Raw genomic sequence first — 15,088 nt, 5'->3', positions numbered from 1 at the left:
AAATAGCATTCGTGCTATTTCTTACCTTCATTATAAACGCACCTTGTATTTATGAACCCATCAACAACTGGCTGGATAAGAAAATACTTCGCTGAGCAAGACAAATACGCTATTTTCAAGGCAACAAATACAACAGAATTAGCCCACGAAATTAGAACAATAGGCTTTAGCTTTGGTCAAATAAACGCTAACGGATTTCCTGAAATTTATACGACTTTTAAGTACACCCAAGAAGAATTTGCTAAAATCTGCTTTTTACAGCTATTGGAAAAAATTTACTTTTTCAAGTATCCTACGCATACAACCGATGAGTTCATCAGTCGATTATTGGATTTTTACCAGCTATTTGTTCCTCATAAAACAAATTTTTTTACGAGTCTATTCGAGGATAAAAACACCTATGCCCGTTTAGAACATCTTTTTGCTATTAAATGGAAAGAGAACTTTTTTTCCCAATCCAAGAGCAATAATATAGTGTTGAATTTACTGGTTTTATCCATTTATCTCTTAACGTTTGAAACCTATTTAGCAGGACAAATTCACCCCAATTTATACCATGTTTACTTGGAAGATTTGATTCAATCTATCTTGAATCACACCCAACGTCAGAAAAATGCAGAAGTTTACTTATTAGACAATCCCAATGATTTTAGCATTGATGAAATCATGGAAGTACAATCTTCCTATTTAGAATCGAGTTTGTTGTTGGACCTGGTGATGTGCAGTTCTTGGAACAATGAAACCAAGGCATTGGAGTTGCCCAATTGTTCTGTTGAACCTTTCAGTAGGTTGGCATTCACTCCTGCACAAATTGAAGATAGTCGAACTTGTTTTATGTTATTCGTGCAACAAAATGACTACAATTATGTCTATTTAAAATCGTCCAATTTATTCAACAATATGATTAACAATTCGACGAATTACGTTGAATTTTTAGTGAGTCGAAATAAAGGGCGTATTTTAAAGGAGATTCAGAAGAATAAGCAATTGATGCAGTTGCTGATCGATTCAACCCATCGAAATTTAGATATACAAGAAAAGAAATTGATTAAGAAACAAACCCTTGAGGTGATTAAAACAATTCCTTCTCTTGCAATATTCTTATTACCTGGCGGTACCGTATTACTTCCTATAATTTTAAAATTTATTCCATCCCTCCTACCTTCCTCATTTAATGAGAATTTGGATTCGGAGGTCTAAATCTTTTTAAAGCGAAGCTGATATACTTCATCAAGATCCTGATTACTTGTAACGTTTACTTCTAAATCTGTTACATAACCAGAATTTAGACCGTAAACCCATCCATGTATACTTAGGTCTTGATTTCTTGCCCAAGCACCTTGTACGATAGATGTTTTAGCTAAATCGTACACTTGTTCTTGTACATTCAACTCAACGAAGCGATTGAATCGTTCAGTTGTATCTTCAATTTCATCTAATTCCACATTATGCAAGCGATATACTGTTTTGATGTGTCTAATCCAGTTATCAATTAAGCCATAAGACTCATTTTTCATCGCCGCCTCTACACCTCCACATCCATAATGTCCACATACAATGATGTTGGTTACTTTTAAGATGTTAACGGCATAATCGAGTACGCTTAACATATTCATATCCGAGTGAATCACCATATTAGCGATATTTCGGTGTACAAATACATCACCGGGTTCGGCTCCAATAATCTCATTCGCTGGCACGCGACTATCCGAACAACCGATCCATAAAACAGGAGGCGTTTGTCTATGGCAAAGTCGTTTGAAATACTCTGGATTGATAGCCAGTTTTTCTTCTACCCAAGCTTTGTTATTCTCTAATATTTTTTTGTAAAATTCGTTGTGTTTCAAAACTTCTCTTTTTATTCAACAAACATTTCTTTTACGAAATCTACTTCCCCTGTTTCCACTTTATAAAAGGCTCCAACGATACCGATTTCCCCTTTTTCATACATGTCACAAAGTACATTACTCTTAGTTAGAATATGGTTAATGGTATATTCTACATTATAGAATGCGACCATATCTACTCCTTCTTTGGATTTGATATCTAAATCAGGATAATATTTCTTTACGTGCTCTACTGCAGGCTCAACTTTAGACAATAAATTGCTTAAATGTCCTAATTTAACCTCTTTACAAGCTCCTGTAATAGCACCACAATGGGAATGCCCCAATACTACGATTAATTTAGAACCAGCTAATTTACAAGCAAATTCCATTGAACCGATGATATCTTCATTCAATACATTTCCAGCGATACGCGTACTAAACACATCACCTAAGCCTTGATCAAAGATTAATTCAGCTGAAGTACGGCTATCAATACAACTAAGAATAATAGCAAAGGGAAATTGACTTTCTTTGGTTTCGTTTACTTGCTCCAATAAATTAGCATGGGCTTTCAGGTTTTCAACAAAGCGTTGGTTTCCTTCTTTTAAAAAAGACAGCGCCATCTGCGGAGTCATTGACTTTTGATCGTCTATATTATGTAGTCTCATTTTTACGCGATTAATACGATAATAATTCGAAACAAATGTAACCAAAAATGGCTTTTAAAATGCAAATAAAGCAATAAATCTCTATATTTTTACTGATTTAAAAAAAAACTAACAGTTTTTAAGTATTTTACACACTCTTATGTTTCATATCTAATTCATTAAAAGGTGTATTTGCTTGGGATTAGTAAAAATCACATAATCGTTAAGAGGAATATAAAAAAGAGTAAAATTTGTTTAGTTTAAAAAATAGTTGATACATTTGCAAAGAATTTCATAGGAGGAAAAATTTGAACTGATTGCAACCTCGGTAAAAAATGCTAAAGCAGAATATATTGTATCTTCACTTTAGCCATTCCTCTTTTTTTAAAAACACTAAAAAAAACAAACCATATGGCTTATTACTTCACATCGGAATCTGTAAGTGAAGGACATCCTGATAAAATTGCAGATCAAATTTCAGATGCTTTAATTGACAATTTCTTGGCTTTTGATTTAGAATCAAAAGTAGCATGTGAGACTTTAGTTACTACTGGGCAGGTAATTCTTGCTGGGGAAGTAAAATCAAAAACCTATTTAGATGTACAACAAATTGCTCGCGATGTAATCAATAAAATTGGTTATACGAAGAGTGAATATATGTTTGACGGTAATTCTTGTGGTATTTTATCTGCGATTCACGAACAATCCGCAGAGATTAGCCAAGGGGTTGAACGTGCGAGCAAAGAAGATCAAGGAGCAGGAGACCAAGGGATGATGTTTGGTTACGCATCTACTGAAACAGAGGATTATATGCCTTTAGCTTTAGATTTATCTCATAAATTGTTACAAGAATTAGCAGTAATCCGCAGAGAAAATACAGCGGTAACCTACTTACGTCCAGATGCGAAAAGCCAGGTTACATTAGAATACAACGATGACAACAAACCTGTTCGCATTGTAACGATTGTATTATCTACTCAACACGATGACTTTATTCAAGCGGAAAATGCAACGCCTGAGGCAAAAGCAAAAGCGGAGTCAACGATGCAAGCACAAATTAAACAAGACATCATTGAGGTTTTAATTCCTCGTGTACTTGCGAAATACCCTCAATACCAATACTTATTTGAATCGAAAGAAGAAATTGAATTCTTGATTAACCCTACTGGAGTTTTCATTATTGGAGGACCTCATGGAGATACAGGATTAACAGGAAGAAAGATTATTGTAGATACTTATGGAGGAAAAGGAGCTCATGGTGGTGGTGCATTTTCAGGAAAAGATCCAAGTAAAGTAGACCGAAGTGCGGCTTATGCTACACGTCACATTGCGAAAAACCTTGTTGCAGCCGGAGTAGCAGAAGAAGTATTAGTACAAGTTTCTTATGCTATTGGTATCGCAAAACCAACGGGAGTATACGTAAATACGTATGGTACTTCCAAAGTAAATCTAACAGATGGTGAGATTGCTAAAAAAGTAAGTGAACTTTTCGATTTACGTCCATACTTTATCGAAACAAGTCTAAAATTACGCAACCCTATTTACAGCGAAACAGCTGCTTATGGACACATGGGACGCAAACCTCAAGTGGTAACGAAGACCTTTACTCGTCCAGGAGGAGAAACAAAACAAGTAGAAGTTGAATTATTTACTTGGGAAAAATTAGACCGAGTAGAAGATATCAAAAAAGCTTTTCAATTGTAATAAACAATTGAATAAAAAGCGCTTAGTCAAAAAAGACTAAGCGTTTTTCATTTGAACCCAAATAGTTTACTTTACTTTGTTCACTCCTTTATTTACCAACAAAGGTGGATTGCGATACAATGGAATTTCATCTGTAAAATTCAATGTTACTGAAGCTGTTGCAGATCGATATTCTTCCGTACTAATATCTACTCCTTTTGCTGGTTTTTTATTTTTAATATCGTAATAAAACGTATAACTTGTTCCTTTATATCCTTCAACCGGAATAAAAGTTACTTCTCCATTATCTTTATTATAATTAAATTCCCCCACTCTAGGCACTTCTAACTTATAGGGATCACTAGTAAGTTCATAGGTTTTTGTAGCTTCTTCAAAAATCTTAAAGCGAAAAGAAGCAAAATCCAGAAAGACAGTTGAAGGATTGGGCTGATTTAAAACTTTGTATACATTGGTTTCATAGCCCACAGCGCTATACAAAGGCTCACAGACAAAAGGACGACTTCTGATTACATCGGGAATATTGATATCTTGTACGACTGGTGAAAAAGGCAAAACCAATGATATCTTTCGAATGTGTGCGCGAATAGAGGCAGTTCCTGTTCCTCCAGTAAATCCCATTTTCATACTAGCAGGAATATTTACATTCAGTCTTCTTTCTGGGGATGAACCATCTGCTAATTGCTCTTTGTATTTAATCGAACTCGCTTTGGGCACAAAATAATTTCTAATAACTGAAGAATCGTAATTTCCATTTATGATATTTACGGAAATAAAGAATCCTTTTTTTGCACTGAAGTCATCAACCCCTGGGTAAAATGCTATTCGAATCTTTCGATATCCCTCTTCTCCTGGCTTAGCATTATCTTGTCCACCGTGAATTTGAAAGCGCTTTCCAAGAACTCCTCTTTGATTACTCACCGCTTTTCCAGTATTTGCATCCAAATAGAAGTTAATATTCTTCACGGTATTGATTGCAAAAAGAACAGGATAACCTTCATACAGATTATTGGGATTATAAGGTCCTCTTAACACTACAAAATTTCCATTATCATCATTGGGTGTAATTCCATTTCTCGTTTCACCAGGAAAACGCATGATTCTCTTGTTATTCCCATATAAATCCAAGCCCAGCCCAAAAATACCTTTCGTAAATCCTGCTGCATTAGAACCTGTAGATCTTTGTGTGTGTGCATACCCCAAAGCTCCTCCTTTATCCCCTGTTTGAGGGTTTCTCTCATTGGCATCAAAAAGTACCATGGAAATACCATCTCCATATTTCCCACCTTCTTGTCTACCTTGATCTAATCCAAACTCAAATTCTAAAATAAATCCTTTTTCCGTAGTAAAACTCAATTTATCCAGATAAATACCAACAAATTGATGTTGATTATCCAGTAGTTTTATTCCCTTAGCGGTATAAGTAACCAAACCAGGACTACTTTCTCCAATTAGCTTAAAATCATCTCCTTTCTGTCCTGAATTAAAATAAGGGTATTGTGCATAAAAGGTTGTACTATTGATTCCAAATAAGATCAATAGAAAAATTTGTATTTTTTTTATTTGATGTATTTTCATTTTCATTTTTTTAAAGAGCACTTCCATTTACCATGATAATGCTATTGCAAGTATGAGTGAAATTCAATTTAATCTTAGCACCTTCTGATCGATACTGCTCTCCACCTAAATCGGTTCCTCCTATTACTTTTCTTTTATTTTTTATACTGAAGTAAATTGTATCTTCAGTAGAAGTCATTCCGTTTTTCGGGATAAAAACAACTTGTTTTGTGATGGGACTGTATTCATATCGACCCGCCTCTGTCATTGCAACATAAGGTTCTAACGTATTTCTGAGTTCACTATCCACTAAGGTCAAAAACTGAAAACTAAAGGGGTCTAAATGTTCATTACTTCCTAAAGAAGCAATATCTTGCCCTCCAACATATTTATTGGTATCAAAACCGATACTATTCATTAGTACATCAATTGTTGTAGTGTGGTCTATACAGGCATTTGGAGCTTCTACATCTTTTACGATTGGAGCGAAAGGAAGGTTAATTTTGATATTTCTAATGATCTGCTTTTGATAAATTGTTCCTGTAGTTGCTGTAAATCCCACTTTAAATAATGCTGGTGTACTGATCCATTTTTCCTTTAAAACATTCGCAGTAGTTGAACTAGCCTCTTGATATTTAATCATATCCTCCGATGGAATAAAAAAAGAATTTATTATTCGGCTTGTTTTATTGCCATAAATCATATCGACATTTAAGTAAAATCCTATATCATGCAGTTTTTTAGCAGGTAACAAACTAACAATAACCCTGCGATAGGAAGGATGTCCAAAAGAAGCATTGAGATCTAATTCATTACTAATATTGTTCTCTCTGAGTTTAAACCTAAATCCATTTGGATCAGGCGTTTCAAAATTTTGCGTATATTCCCCTGTATGTAAATTAAGTTTATAACGTTCCTCAATATTTGTAACACTTTGTGAAATATAGACAGGATACCCTTCTAATTTATCTCCTTGACCACGAACAGTAATGTGATTATTTTGTTTGCTTGGGATTTCAATCCCATTTCTAAATTCATTATCTAATTTTTTTCGATTTTTCGAATCGCCATACAAATCTAATCCAATACTCAAAAAACCTTTGGTAAATCCAGGTACGGCTTGATTGGTATTCACAGCATTGCTATAGCTATAACCCAATCCAGCAGTTTTCGATCCTATTTTGAGATCTTTCACACTAGCATCAAAAAGAACAAGTGCAATCCCATTCGCACCTCGGTCTGTTGAATTTCCACCTACTCCCGTCATTAGATAATCAAATCCTAAGATAAATCCACGTTCAGACGCAAATATCACTTCTTCTAAAAACACTCCATTGGTTTGATTCGCTCCAGTCGTTAATTCTATCCCATGCGGTTTAAAATTAACTATACCAGAACCTTCAAATAGACTGAATTCCTCTTCTGAAACCGCTGTATTATCATAAGGCAATTGTGCATATGCCATTGTAGATAAAAAGAAAAAAAACAAACCACAATATCCGATTACATAGTTTTTTTGTTTCATTATATCTTCACTATAATTATATTTAAATAACTAGATGCTGTTACGCCATTTACTTTAGCTTTGTATACTAAATATTGCTTGCCATTTTCTATTTTAACAAGAGGCGCAGTATTAAAAGCGGTAGCGTCGTACCCTGTAATCACAAATTTCACTTCTCTTTCCTCCCAAATAATCATTCCACTAACATCACCTATTTGTTTTTTATATTCCTCATAGAGGTTTATTTTTTGCTCTGTTGTTTGATGCATTTGAATGGGAAATGCAGGCATATAAATCCACTGTTCTTGTTTTTCACCACCGCTGCCTATCCATTTAGCGCCATCCCATACCTTTAGTCCTGCTGGAATTTCACTATCTCCTATATGATAAACTTGTAAACCAATATGTTCTTTTTTATTTTCAGTTGTTTCCACTTGCACCAAAGGAACTAAGCTCGTTAAGCTCGTTAGCTTTACCCGAGGAAACAACAATCCTTTAGCTGCTGTCACATTTTCTGTATTGGCCTTGTATTCTTTTAAATCCAATAAGGCTCCTTCCACAGGATATGTTGCTCCTCCAATTACAACTTGTCCATAAGACAATTGTGCATATCCGAGGACTAAAAACAAGATAATTCGTATTTTATTTTTCATCTTTTCACTATTATGATTTCTTCTTCTATTTTTTAATTTGTTGGTGCTGGCAACGTAGTACTGTACTTCAAAACCAACTGATAACGTCCTACTGGTAATGCGGTATACATATTTGGATTACCAAAATGGAAAGAGAGACCATCACTTGTGGTAATATTTGCAATACTCTGTACCACCAAAGCTCCTGTAGCATCGTAAATTTTAGCATCTATTACTTTGTTTAAATTAGCGATAACTAAAGGCGTTTTAATAGTTGTATTATACTCAAGAATCGTAGATTGAGGTTTTCCTACTTCAATATCAAATCTTCCGATATATACTTGTTTATTATCGATAATTTCATTGGCAAAAACAGGTGGGTTACCTACAACTAAGATTGGATTCTTAATTTGTTCTAATTTTTGATTGATGGTTTCAATTTCAATCGTCATTTCTGAATCTAAGGCTAATAATTCCCATTTACTTCCATTCCAAAAGTAGAATCCCTTTTTGGTAATACCTGCTGTACCAGTATTAAAAACAACCACACCGACAGCATTTGTGCCACCGGACAAAATAGTTTCCTTACTCAAGGCAACTCTGGGAAACAGTATACCTTTATCTGTTGCGTTGACATCTAAAATTGCGGAAGTATGGGGTTGTAATGTTCCAATACCAATATTCTCTTGTGCCTGAACCATTGTAATTCCAAAAATCAAAAGCCCTATGGCCAATTTTTCTTTCATTCTCATTCTTTACTTATTTAACGGTACAAAACAACGAAAGATGTAAAAAAAGAGACATGTAAACTGTAAAAAGCTAAAGCGTAAATTCGTATTTACCTTTTTGATCGATGAGAAGATATTGTGTTTTTTAAAAAAATGAACTTTTTAAAAATCTGGAATTAAGTGAACCCAGTCAGGATTAACCTACATCATTAGGTAGTTGATTTTTGTTTCATTTCTTCAGATTACCTTTCAATTACGCTAAGAATTCATATGGAATAAAAACAAAAAAAGGAATGATTTTTCAATCATTCCTTTTCAATATATTCTAAAATTTGTATCAAATTAAACCACTGCAGCTACGATATAATATACAATCATAGCGATGATAGCTGATACGGGTATTGTCAAAATCCAAGCCCATAATAGGTTTATCGTAACACCCCAACGCACTGCTGATACGCGTTTTGTTACACCTACCCCGATGATTGAACCCGTAATGGTATGTGTTGTAGAAACAGGAATACCTAAATGTTCTGTTACATATAAGGCAACAGCTCCTGCAGTTTCCGCAGCAACTCCCTCTAAAGGTGTTACTTTCGTAATCTTACTTCCCATGGTTTTAACGATTTTCCATCCACCAGATAGTGTTCCTAAACCAATAAATAAGAAAGAAGCCAAAGGAACCCACCACCAGTGCTCTACGAACACTTTAAAGGTATCTACTCCCTCAACTAAATAATCTGGGTCCATATCTACATTAACGTGATAGAAAATTACAGCAGCACCAATAATACCCATTACTTTCTGCGCGTCATTTCCTCCGTGTCCTAATGAGAATAAAGCAGAAGAAACTAATTGCAAGCGTTTAAACCACTTCTCACATTTATAGTGGTTTTGATTTCTACAAATCCACATAATAGCAACGGTGATAAAATAAGCGAGTATTAAACCTAATAAAGGAGCACCAAAAATAAATAAGAAGATTGGAACTACTTTAGAGTACACCACAACATCCACTCCCTCAATGGAGAAACCACCTGCGTGAGCAACGGCAGCTCCAATAAAACCTCCAATTAAGGTATGAGAAGAAGAAGAAGGAATACCCAACTTCCAAGTTGCTAAATTCCAAATAATTGCAGCAATAAGACCTGCAAAAATAACTTCTAAGCTAATAAAGTTCTCGTTTACAGATTTGGCGATGGTATTACCAATCTTAAATTCACCAATAATGTATAAGGAGATAAAATAAGCTGCGAAGTTAAAAGCCGCCGCCCAAAGCACGGCTTGGAAAGGCGTCAAAACTCGTGTTGTTACAATCGTAGCAATTGAGTTTGCGGCATCGTGAAAACCATTGATATAATCAAATCCTAGGGCCAATACAATAATAACAATTAGCATTATCCCACTTTGATTACTCAATATTTCTGTAAAAAATTCCATATACTTGCGCTAGATCATTAAGAGTATTTCACGATAACAGTTTCTAAAACGTTAGCCACGTCTCTACAACTATCTGTAGCCGTTTCTAATGCCACCATTACCTCTTTGTATTTTATAATTTCGATCGCGTTATTTTCGTTTTCAAAAATATCTGCTACGGCCTTATCAAAAACTTTATCCGCTTTTCTCTCTAAGCGTGAAATGTTTTTACATACAGTTGCTAACTCTTCTAGCTTTTTTAAGTCTTTTAAATGTAATAGTCCTTTGTGTACTTCACTACAAGCTTCTAAGTTTGCTTCAGTCAATTTACGCAAAGGTTTTGTGATTTTGTCAATTTGATACAATCTCATACGAGAAGCAGCATCAGATAAGTGATCCGCTACATCATCCACCGCAGTAATCAAATTATGGATATCTTCTCTATCAAAAGGAGTGATGAAGTTTTTCCCTAATTCGATTCTCGTTTTTTGTGCAATCGCCTCGATCTCTACCTTAATTACCTCAACATCTTTAAGTAATTTTTCTCTTTCTTTTGCTGGTGTGTGCACAGCCTCATTCAGCGTTTCTGATAATTTCTTAAGCTTAATAGCTGCTTGTTCAAATAAAGGATAAAACGTTTTGTCCTTTGGAACTAAAAATTGAAAAATGTTATTCAATGACATTATATAAAATATATGTTATAAACAGAGGCAAAATTACGCAATAAAATCAAGCGAATGTTTCCTTAACGTTAATTTTTACGTCAAAACACGGTTTATCTCGGTTTTCCTCATACCAAACCCCTTTATTTACTGAATTACAGCTACTTAAAAACTTAACCTTACTCTAGTTTAGATACAATCACTTAACATTAAGGTAACATTGGAATAATAAACCAATACCTCTTCTTTCCATAAAAACCACATAAACACATAAAAATCAGCAACTTAAAAAAATCATTTTATTTCTGTACTCTTTACAAACCAAAAAGCGATTTTACGACTATTGCTAACCAAAAAACACCCCATAATTAAATTGAATACACTGACGAACCAATAGTTGCCCGTTTGTACGTATTCATAAGGATTTTCAACAGCACTAGATTTAAACCAATACCAACTATTACTGAGAAAATTTGGCAAATGACTCATGGTCATTCAGTTTGCTATCAGTTTAATCCATAGTGCAAACAAATCTCGAATCTTCATTTTTCATCTTTAATTATCAACCAATTAATTTAACAAAAAAAGCATTCAATTCTCTCCTCTCTTGTTTTTAAGTTGAGCTTCTCATTCTGATTCGCTTTGATGTTTAAGCATTCGTGAATAGTAAGAAGATTAGTATTCCGATATATTTTAATTTTGTACTTTAGCGAAAACTAATAACATTATACAACAACCTAAATAACTATGGATATTAACTTCAATAAAAACGAAGATCACAACAAGTTATTGCTTTCAGATTTAAAACGAAAACTAGCAAAAGTTAAACTTGGTGGAGGTGAAAAAAGAATTGAAAAATTACACCAACAAGGAAAAATGACAGCCAGAGAACGCATTGACTATCTATTAGATCCCAAGACAAATAGTATAGAGATTGGTGCTTTTGCGGGAGATGAAATGTATGAAGAACACGGAGGATGTCCTTCAGCTGGTGTTGTAGTCAAAATAGGTTATATCAAAGGAAAACAGTGTATCGTTGTAGCCAATGACGCTACTGTAAAAGCAGGTGCTTGGTTTCCGATTACTGGAAAGAAAAATTTACGCGCACAAGAAATCGCAATAGAAAATAAATTACCGATTATCTATTTGGTAGATAGTGCTGGGGTTTATTTACCCTTACAAGATGAAATTTTTCCTGACAAAGAACACTTTGGAAGAATTTTCAGAAACAACGCCATCATGAGTAGCATGGGCATTACGCAAATCGCTGCTGTAATGGGGAGTTGTGTTGCTGGAGGAGCCTACTTACCTATCATGAGCGATGAAGCTTTAATCGTTGATAAAACGGGAAGTATTTTCTTAGCAGGAAGCTATTTAGTAAAAGCGGCTATTGGAGAGAGTATCGACAATGAAACGCTAGGTGGCGCGACTACACACTGTGAAATTTCAGGTGTAACAGATTACAAAGCAAAAGACGATAAAGACGCTTTAGATACCATCAAAAATATAGTAGATAAGATTGGTGATTTTGACAAGGCAGGATACAACCGTATTGCAGCAAAGAAACCAATTGCTGATCCGAATGAGATTTATGGTATTTTACCCAAATCCCGTGCGGAACAATACGATATGATGGAAATCATCAAACGCTTGGTTGACGAGTCTGAATTTGAAGAGTACAAAGAAGGATATGGTCAATCGATCATTACAGGATATGCTCGTATAGATGGATGGGCGGTTGGAATCGTTGCCAACCAACGCAAAGTGGTAAAAACGAAAAAAGGAGAAATGCAGTTTGGAGGAGTAATTTATTCCGACTCTGCAGATAAGGCTACTCGTTTTATTGCCAATTGCAACCAAAAGAAAATTCCATTGGTATTCCTACAAGATGTAACGGGATTCATGGTTGGTTCTAAATCAGAACACGGAGGAATCATCAAAGATGGAGCAAAAATGGTGAATGCCGTTTCAAACTCTGTTGTTCCTAAATTTACGGTAGTTGTAGGAAATTCATATGGTGCAGGTAACTATGCAATGTGTGGAAAGGCTTATGATCCGCGTTTAATCTTTGCTTGGCCAAGTGCAGAACTTGCGGTAATGGGTGGTGCTCAAGCAGCCAAAGTATTACTGCAAATCGAAGCTTCTTCTCTAAAAGCAAAAGGGGAAGAATTATCGGCTGAAGAAGAACAAAAATTATACGATAAAATTAAAGCGAAATACGACAAACAAGTTTCACCTTATTATGCTGCTGCTCGCATTTGGACCGATGCTATCATCGACCCACTAGATACGAGAAAGTGGATTTCTATGGGAATTGAAGCGGCGAATCACGCGCCTATCGAGAAACCATTCAACTTAGGTGTTATTCAAGTATAAATAAAAAAACGGCAATTGAAAAATTGCCGTTTTTTTATGGTTACCTGTTATCGGTTATGAGTGATCTGTTAACCGATAACAGATCACTCATAACCGATAACTCCTCTACAGATATAAGATATACGCTAACGAACTTACCGAAATAAACACCCACAACAAAACGCCTTCAATAAAGGGTTTTGCCCCTACGTTTTTTACGGTTCGAAAGGATAATGACGTACCGATTAAAAAGAGGGTTAATGTCAATGCGGCTTTGGATAATTCTACAATATAAGGACCTAAAGGTTGAATAAAAGGAATATAAGAATTAGCTAGCATAGCAAGGATAAACAATCCAATGAAATAGGGAATTTTCACCTTTGACCCTTTGTTTTTGAAAAGCATGGTAGATAAAAAGGCAACCGGAATCACCCATAAGGCACGGGCTAATTTAACCGTTGTAGCTACTTCTAAGGCTTCATCTCCATATTTAGCAGCTGCACCGACTACAGAACTCGTATCGTGAATGGCGATCGCAGACCAAAGTCCGAAATCTACTTGACTCAGCCCCAACGCATGTCCTATGGGAGGAAAGATAATCAAAGCAATAGAATTAAGGACAAATACAATTCCCAAAGCAACGGATATTTGTTTTTCATCTGCATCAATCACTGGGGATACGGCTGCAATAGCACTACCTCCACAGATAGCAGTTCCCGAAGAAATTAAGTACGATATTTTCTTGTCAATTTTCAATAGTTTTCCTATTCCAAATCCCAAGATTAAGGTTAAGAAGATTGAAAAAATAGTCAAGACGAATCCATCTTTTCCCGCTGCTAAAGCGCTGTAGATATTCATCCCAAACCCCAACCCTACCACGGCAACCTTTAACAGTAGTCCCGTCGCTTTTTTCGTTTGTTTGCCATAAGGGTTTTCAAAGATTTGGGCGTATATAATCCCCAAAACTAAAGCAGTGGCGGAAGAGATAAAGGGAAACAAACTCAAAACGGCTAAACCGATTAAAATGATTTTACTCCCTAGAACTGTATTGTTATTTTGTATAGTCATCGTGTATCTATTTTCTACCCTACAAAGGTCAATCATCTAGAAAGGCGAAAAAAATACATAATAGTTATCGGCTATAACTTTAGGTTATACGATTTAATGAATCGAATAAACAGTTCTACCAAGGCACTTTCTTGCCCTTGGCGCTGTACAATGCTGAATTTTCTACGGATATCCAATCCGTTAATATCCACGACAACCAATTCATTATACTTTAATTCTTTTAAAATAGCGTGAATGGAAAGAAAAGCGAAGCTATCAGAATGCTTCAGATACATCTTAATACTTTCTGTACTGGAAAAGTTCATTTCATTGCGCAATTGATTGAGTGAAATACCGACTTGATTCAGATTACTTTCAATAACATCTAGGGTACCTGATCCAGTTTCTCTCAGTAAAAAGGAATAGTCTTTGAGTTCTTCAGGCTCAATAATTCCCGTTTTAAACTTGGGATTTTCTGCTCGACATACCAAGACAATTTCGTCATCAATAAAATCGATATACTTAATCTGCGGATTTTTGGAACATCCTTCAACAATTCCCACATCTATATTTTTACTCAATAACAACTGCTCTATTACGGCTGAATTTTCAGAAAGGATATCCAAGTGTATATCGTGAACTTTTCCTCTAAATTCCGCCAAAAGAGGAGGTAAAACGTATTGAGAAACAGTTGTACTCGCCCCGATACGCAGATTGCCTCCCATTTTTGCATTGAGTGCATGCATATCGAATTCTAAATTGCGATAAGTGGAAAAAATATCCTCCGCATAGGTATACAGCAATCGCCCTGATTCGGTTAAGCGAATCGTAATACCGTCGCGCACAAAAAGTTTCGTCTGATAGTGAGATTCAATCTCTCGAATATGTTTAGAAACGGCTGGTTGGGAGATGAGTAGCTCTTTGGCTGCTTTGGTAAAGCTTTCCCTTTTTGCTACTGTATAAAAAACCTTTAACCGAAAATCAAACATAGTTTATTTTTAAAAGAC

13 protein-coding genes are annotated in these 15,088 nt (G+C 35.3%); 3 read left to right on the top strand and 10 right to left on the bottom strand.

Features of this window, described 5'->3' with window-relative positions:
• Positions 1 to 51: 51 nt before the first annotated feature.
• Positions 52 to 1,200 (top strand): LETM1-related biofilm-associated protein, encoded by a 1,149-nt coding sequence (locus HX004_RS08685; protein ID WP_286442089.1) that lies wholly within the window; start codon positions 52 to 54, stop codon positions 1,198 to 1,200.
• Here HX004_RS08685 and can read toward each other — a convergent pair.
• Both can and HX004_RS08675 read right to left on the bottom strand, forming a co-directional pair.
• Entirely contained in the window at positions 1,197 to 1,847 is a 651-nt protein-coding gene (gene can / locus HX004_RS08680; protein WP_286442088.1) for a carbonate dehydratase, read from the bottom strand. The two genes, HX004_RS08685 and can, sit on opposite strands and share 4 nt — an antisense overlap.
• Positions 1,848 to 1,858: 11 nt before the next feature.
• Positions 1,859 to 2,497, bottom strand: coding sequence for a carbonic anhydrase family protein (locus HX004_RS08675; protein ID WP_286442087.1), 639 nt, complete (start codon positions 2,495 to 2,497; stop codon positions 1,859 to 1,861).
• Positions 2,498 to 2,887: 390 nt separating this feature from the next.
• On the opposite strand from HX004_RS08675, the gene metK reads away from it, so the two are divergent.
• Positions 2,888 to 4,180 carry a methionine adenosyltransferase gene (gene metK / locus HX004_RS08670; protein ID WP_286442086.1) on the top strand — a complete coding sequence of 431 codons (1,293 nt, stop codon included), beginning with the start codon at positions 2,888 to 2,890 and terminating at the stop codon, positions 4,178 to 4,180.
• Between the two features lie 66 nt (positions 4,181 to 4,246).
• On the opposite strand, the gene HX004_RS08665 is transcribed toward metK, so the two are convergent.
• The 6 genes from HX004_RS08665 to HX004_RS08640 form a co-directional block, all read right to left on the bottom strand.
• Positions 4,247 to 5,755 carry an L-type lectin family protein gene (locus HX004_RS08665; protein WP_286442085.1) on the bottom strand — a complete coding sequence of 503 codons (1,509 nt, stop codon included), beginning with the start codon at positions 5,753 to 5,755 and terminating at the stop codon, positions 4,247 to 4,249.
• Positions 5,756 to 5,765: 10 nt separating this feature from the next.
• Entirely contained in the window at positions 5,766 to 7,259 is a 1,494-nt protein-coding gene (locus tag HX004_RS08660; RefSeq protein WP_286442084.1) for an L-type lectin family protein, read from the bottom strand.
• Positions 7,259 to 7,891, bottom strand: a complete 633-nt coding sequence (locus HX004_RS08655) for a phage tail-like protein (protein ID WP_286442083.1) — start codon at positions 7,889 to 7,891, stop codon at positions 7,259 to 7,261. Before HX004_RS08655 ends, HX004_RS08660 begins: the two co-directional genes overlap by 1 nt.
• Before the next feature lie 32 nt (positions 7,892 to 7,923).
• On the bottom strand, positions 7,924 to 8,622 hold the full coding sequence (locus HX004_RS08650) for a phage tail-like protein (RefSeq protein WP_286442082.1): 699 nt from the start codon (positions 8,620 to 8,622) through the stop codon (positions 7,924 to 7,926).
• A 318-nt stretch (positions 8,623 to 8,940) separates the two neighbouring features.
• Positions 8,941 to 10,038: an inorganic phosphate transporter gene (locus HX004_RS08645; RefSeq protein ID WP_286442081.1), complete on the bottom strand. Its 1,098-nt coding sequence runs from the start codon at positions 10,036 to 10,038 to the stop codon at positions 8,941 to 8,943.
• Positions 10,039 to 10,055: 17 nt separating this feature from the next.
• Complete coding sequence (locus HX004_RS08640) at positions 10,056 to 10,700, bottom strand: DUF47 domain-containing protein (protein ID WP_182650226.1); 645 nt, start codon at positions 10,698 to 10,700, stop codon at positions 10,056 to 10,058.
• A 726-nt stretch (positions 10,701 to 11,426) separates the two neighbouring features.
• On the opposite strand from HX004_RS08640, the gene HX004_RS08635 reads away from it, so the two are divergent.
• Entirely contained in the window at positions 11,427 to 13,055 is a 1,629-nt protein-coding gene (locus HX004_RS08635) for an acyl-CoA carboxylase subunit beta (RefSeq protein ID WP_286442080.1), read from the top strand.
• A 105-nt stretch (positions 13,056 to 13,160) separates the two neighbouring features.
• Here the strand turns inward: HX004_RS08635 and HX004_RS08630 are convergent, their stop codons facing one another.
• Positions 13,161 to 14,102: a YeiH family protein gene (locus tag HX004_RS08630; protein WP_286442079.1), complete on the bottom strand. Its 942-nt coding sequence runs from the start codon at positions 14,100 to 14,102 to the stop codon at positions 13,161 to 13,163.
• Positions 14,103 to 14,173: 71 nt separating this feature from the next.
• Positions 14,174 to 15,070, bottom strand: a complete 897-nt coding sequence (locus HX004_RS08625) for a LysR substrate-binding domain-containing protein (RefSeq protein ID WP_286442078.1) — start codon at positions 15,068 to 15,070, stop codon at positions 14,174 to 14,176.
• Between the last annotated feature and the right edge of the window lie 18 nt (positions 15,071 to 15,088).

It is taken from the genome of Myroides sp. 1354 (genome assembly GCF_030324495.1).
Lineage (GTDB): Bacteria > Bacteroidota > Bacteroidia > Flavobacteriales > Flavobacteriaceae > Flavobacterium.
The sequence above is the reverse complement of the archived record's forward strand: the minus strand, read 5'-3'. Positions and strand labels throughout refer to the sequence as shown.

Excerpts from the sequence above, each read along its gene's own strand:
- HX004_RS08685 (WP_286442089.1), top strand. The coding sequence starts at position 52 with ATGAACCCATCAACAACTGGCTGGATAAGAAAATACTTCGCTGAGCAA.
- HX004_RS08675 (WP_286442087.1), bottom strand. The coding sequence starts at position 2,497 with ATGAGACTACATAATATAGACGATCAAAAGTCAATGACTCCGCAGATG.
- metK (WP_286442086.1), top strand. The coding sequence starts at position 2,888 with ATGGCTTATTACTTCACATCGGAATCTGTAAGTGAAGGACATCCTGAT.
- HX004_RS08665 (WP_286442085.1), bottom strand. The coding sequence starts at position 5,755 with ATGAAAATACATCAAATAAAAAAAATACAAATTTTTCTATTGATCTTA.
- HX004_RS08660 (WP_286442084.1), bottom strand. The coding sequence starts at position 7,259 with ATGAAACAAAAAAACTATGTAATCGGATATTGTGGTTTGTTTTTTTTC.
- HX004_RS08655 (WP_286442083.1), bottom strand. The coding sequence starts at position 7,891 with ATGAAAAATAAAATACGAATTATCTTGTTTTTAGTCCTCGGATATGCA.
- HX004_RS08650 (WP_286442082.1), bottom strand. The coding sequence starts at position 8,622 with ATGAGAATGAAAGAAAAATTGGCCATAGGGCTTTTGATTTTTGGAATT.
- HX004_RS08645 (WP_286442081.1), bottom strand. The coding sequence starts at position 10,038 with ATGGAATTTTTTACAGAAATATTGAGTAATCAAAGTGGGATAATGCTA.
- HX004_RS08640 (WP_182650226.1), bottom strand. The coding sequence starts at position 10,700 with ATGTCATTGAATAACATTTTTCAATTTTTAGTTCCAAAGGACAAAACG.
- HX004_RS08635 (WP_286442080.1), top strand. The coding sequence starts at position 11,427 with ATGGATATTAACTTCAATAAAAACGAAGATCACAACAAGTTATTGCTT.
- HX004_RS08630 (WP_286442079.1), bottom strand. The coding sequence starts at position 14,102 with ATGACTATACAAAATAACAATACAGTTCTAGGGAGTAAAATCATTTTA.
- HX004_RS08625 (WP_286442078.1), bottom strand. The coding sequence starts at position 15,070 with ATGTTTGATTTTCGGTTAAAGGTTTTTTATACAGTAGCAAAAAGGGAA.